2 pseudogenes are annotated in these 1,270 nt (G+C 68.7%); one reads left to right on the top strand and one right to left on the bottom strand.

Annotated elements, in window-relative coordinates:
* Window positions 1-930, top strand: a pseudogene (locus IH13_RS0133035) (signal recognition particle protein); the annotation flags it as partial.
* 72 nt (window positions 931-1,002) lie between these two features.
* On the opposite strand, the pseudogene IH13_RS41690 reads toward IH13_RS0133035, so the two are convergent.
* Window positions 1,003-1,260 (bottom strand): annotated as a pseudogene (locus tag IH13_RS41690) (SAM-dependent methyltransferase); the annotation flags it as partial.
* Between the last annotated feature and the right edge of the window lie 10 nt (window positions 1,261-1,270).

The raw sequence follows: 1,270 nt of genomic DNA on the forward strand, positions 1-1,270 counted from the left end.
GCCGCGGACATCCGCGACGCCGTCAGCCCCGACGAGATCCTCTTCGTCGTCGACGCCATGATCGGCCAGGACGCGGTCAACACCGCCGAGGCCTTCCGCGACGGCGTCGGCTTCGACGGCGTGGTGCTCTCCAAGCTCGACGGTGACGCGCGCGGCGGTGCCGCCCTGTCGATCGCCCATGTCACGGGCAAGCAGATCATGTTCGCGTCGAACGGTGAGAAGCTCGAGGACTTCGACGCCTTCCACCCCGACCGCATGGCCTCCCGCATCCTCGACATGGGTGACCTGCTCACCCTGATCGAGCAGGCGGAGAAGACGTTCAGCCAGGAAGAGGCCGCCAAGATGGCCTCCAAGCTGGCGTCGAGCAAGGGCAAGGACTTCACGCTCGACGACTTCCTGGCGCAGATGGAGCAGGTCAGGAAGATGGGCTCCATCTCCAAGCTGCTCGGGATGCTCCCCGGTATGGGGCAGATCAAGGACCAGATCAACAACATCGACGAGCGTGACGTCGACCGCATGGCCGCGATCATCAAGTCGATGACCCCGAAGGAACGCGCCGAGCCGACGGTCATCAACGGCTCCCGCCGGGCGCGCATCGCCAAGGGTGCCGGTGTCGAGGTCTCCGCGGTGAAGGGCCTCGTGGAGCGGTTCTTCGACGCCCGCAAGATGATGTCGAAGATGGCCCAGGGCGGCGGCATGCCCGGGATGCCGGGCATGCCGGGCATGGGGGGCGGTCCCGGCCGCCAGAAGAAGCAGGTCAAGCAGGCCAAGGGCAAGCGCAAGAGCGGCAACCCGATGAAGCGCAAGGCCGAGGAGCAGGCGGCCGCTGCCCGGCGCGAGCAGGCGGCGCAGGGCGGGGCGTTCGGCCTGCCGGCCCAGGACGACAAGAACTTCGAACTGCCCGACGAGTTCAAGAAGTTCATGGGCTGATCCGGGCCCGGACCGCGGAGAGGGGGCGCCCCCTCTCCGCGGTCGGCGGGGTGTCGACCGGCGGGGTGTCGGCTACGCCACGCACACCAGGTAACGGAAGACGTTCGGCATCCAGACCGTGCCGTCGGCCCGCAGATGCGGTCGCAGGGCCTCCGCGACCTCCTTCTCCACCTCGGAGCGGTCCGTCGCCCTGATCGCGGCGTCGAACAGCCCGGTCGAGAGCAGCCCGCGCACGGCGCTGTCCGCGTCCGCGTAACCGAAGGGGCAGGAGACCCGGCCCGAACCGTCGGGCTTCAGCCCGGCCCGTGCCGCGACCTCCTCCAGGTCTGTCTCTTATACA

Origin of the sequence: Streptomyces sp. NRRL WC-3549 (assembly GCF_000721935.1) — a bacterium.
In the GTDB taxonomy this organism is placed as follows: Bacteria; Actinomycetota; Actinomycetes; order Streptomycetales; family Streptomycetaceae; genus Streptomyces.